The following is a 2,103-nucleotide window of genomic DNA, read 5'->3' as shown; positions in this document are numbered from 1 at the left end:
TCAATGACCGGCGCTCTGGCCGCCGTCGACGTGGAGGATCTCGCCGGTCACAAAGCCGGCCGTCTCGAGGTAGAGGACCGCCTCGACGATGTCGGAGACCTCGCCCATGTGCCCGACCGGGTGCAGAGCCCCGAGGGCCGCGTGGGTCGCGACCGGATGCATCGACGACTTGATGATGCCCGGCGAGACGGCATTCACCCGGATGCCGCGCTGGGCGTACTCGATCGCAAGCGCCTTGGTCGCCGCGTTGAGGCCACCCTTCGTCAGCGACGCGAGCCCCACGCCGGAAGTGGCGTGGTCGACGAGGCTGGTCGTGATCTGCACAACATGGCCGCTGCCCTGCTTCTCCATCTCGGCGAGAGCAAGCTGGGTGATGTGGAAGAAGCCGGCGACATTGACGCTCAGAGCGGCGGCGAAGTCGGCCTCGGTGTACGCGGTGAACGGCTTGCCGATGAAGATGCCGGCATTGTTGACGAGCGTGTCGATGCGCCCGAAGCGGGCCATACCTTCGGCGATCGCCCGCTCCGCCGTCTTCCGGTCGGCGATGTCGCCGGGGATGACGAGAACGTCGGGGTTGCTCGACGGCTTGACGGACCGGGCGGTTGCGATCACCCGGTAGTTGCGGTCGAGATAGGCGCTCACGAGAGCCGCGCCGATGCCTTGCGACGCGCCCGTGATGATCGCTACTTTTCTGTCGATGCTCATGAGAGAGCTCCTTCGTCCTTGCCAAGAGGGGGCTGCGGCCCGGCGGGTCATGCAGCGTTGTTGGACACAGAGTTAGCCTCGTCCGATGCGGGTGCGAAGAGCCGCCAATCGAGAGACACTCTTTCGCTGCGCGATAGAGTGCGGGCAGGGGAGGGCGACGGATTGCGGCTCGCAGATCATCTCGTGCAGCGGCGATCGATCCCCGTCATGAGGTCACGATCGGGCCGGTCTTGAGCTCGGTCATAAACTGGCAGGCCGTGTCAGACGGGAGAGCCGTTTGGCGTGCGCCATTATCTGCGGCGCCGCGGGTCCGCACGCGGCAATCCCGAACGATCTCAGCGTCAAGAAGGCTGTCGCACGCTCACCCGGTATCGCGGCTCGCCGTCGCGAAGTGACTGCGGAGCCGAGGGAGAGCCAGATCGACGAACGCACGTACTTTCGGCACAGAGAGGCGCCCCTGCGGCGAGATCAGATGCAGAGGCAAGGGCGCAGGCTCATGGTCCTTGAGAACGACCTCCAACGACCCGTCGCGCACCTGTTGCGGGATGTGATAAGAGAGCACGCGCGTCACGCCGCGGCCGTTGACGGCAGGGACGATGGCTCCTTTGATACTGTTGACGATGAGCCGCGGGGTGAAATGCACCGTGCGCGGAGCCGACGATCCGTTGAGCGGCGGGAAGCTCCAGGAGTCGGTCCCAAGATCGGCAAATGTGATGATCTGATGCTTTGCCAGATCCGCCGGCTCCGTGATGCGGGGATTGCGTGCGAGGTAGCGCGGCGCCGCCGCCACCACGCGGCGAACTTCGCCAACCCGGGTCGCCACCAGGCTCGAGTCGGCAAGATGGCCGATGCGCAGGGCAACATCGATGCCTTCGTCGATGAGGTTCACGAACCGATCCAGCAGGTACAGGCGCACCGACACGGCCGGGTAGGCATCCAGGAAGGCGTCAATGATCGGGCACAACACGGTCTCGCCCAAGAACACCGGCGCGGTCAGGGTGAGCGTGCCACGCGGTGCCGAGCGCTCGCCGGCCGCCGTGATGTCGGCCTCCTCGAGATCGATGAGCACGCGCCGGCAGACGGCAGCGTAGCGCTCCCCGGCCTCGCTCAGTTTGAGCGATCGCGTCGTTCGGTGGAGGAGTTCGGTGCCGACATGCTCCTCCAGGAAGGCAATGGCCCGGCTGACTGCGGCTGGCGAGCGGCTGAGCTTGCGGCCGGCGCCGGCGAGGCTGCCTTCGTCGAGCGCCACCACAAAGACTTTCATGGCGTCGAGGCGGTCCACGTCTTCGTCCTCCCCTTATTCTTCCGGCCGGAGGAGTAATGGCCGCCCAATCATAGCCATTCATTCGCGGTGCGGCAATTCCTGCGCTCCTCGCCCCGCAATCAAGATGCGCTCTG

The 2,103-nt window shown here is 65.8% G+C and carries 2 protein-coding genes; both read right to left on the bottom strand.

The window, feature by feature from the left end; all coding sequences use genetic code 11:
• Complete coding sequence (locus AA309_RS31085) at window positions 1-705, bottom strand: SDR family NAD(P)-dependent oxidoreductase (protein WP_047192896.1); 705 nt, start codon at window positions 703-705, stop codon at window positions 1-3.
• 361 nt (window positions 706-1,066) lie between these two features.
• On the bottom strand, window positions 1,067-1,987 hold the full coding sequence (locus tag AA309_RS31080) for a LysR family transcriptional regulator (RefSeq protein WP_047192895.1): 921 nt from the start codon (window positions 1,985-1,987) through the stop codon (window positions 1,067-1,069).
• Window positions 1,988-2,103 lie beyond the last annotated feature (116 nt).

It is taken from the genome of Microvirga vignae, from assembly GCF_001017175.1.
In the GTDB taxonomy this organism is placed as follows: Bacteria; Pseudomonadota; Alphaproteobacteria; order Rhizobiales; family Beijerinckiaceae; genus Microvirga; species Microvirga vignae.
This window is presented reverse-complemented; position numbering and strand designations above follow the sequence as displayed.

Bases quoted from the DNA above. Each gene is read 5' to 3' on its own strand.
- AA309_RS31085 (WP_047192896.1), bottom strand. From the start codon at position 705: ATGAGCATCGACAGAAAAGTAGCGATCATCACGGGCGCGTCGCAAGGC.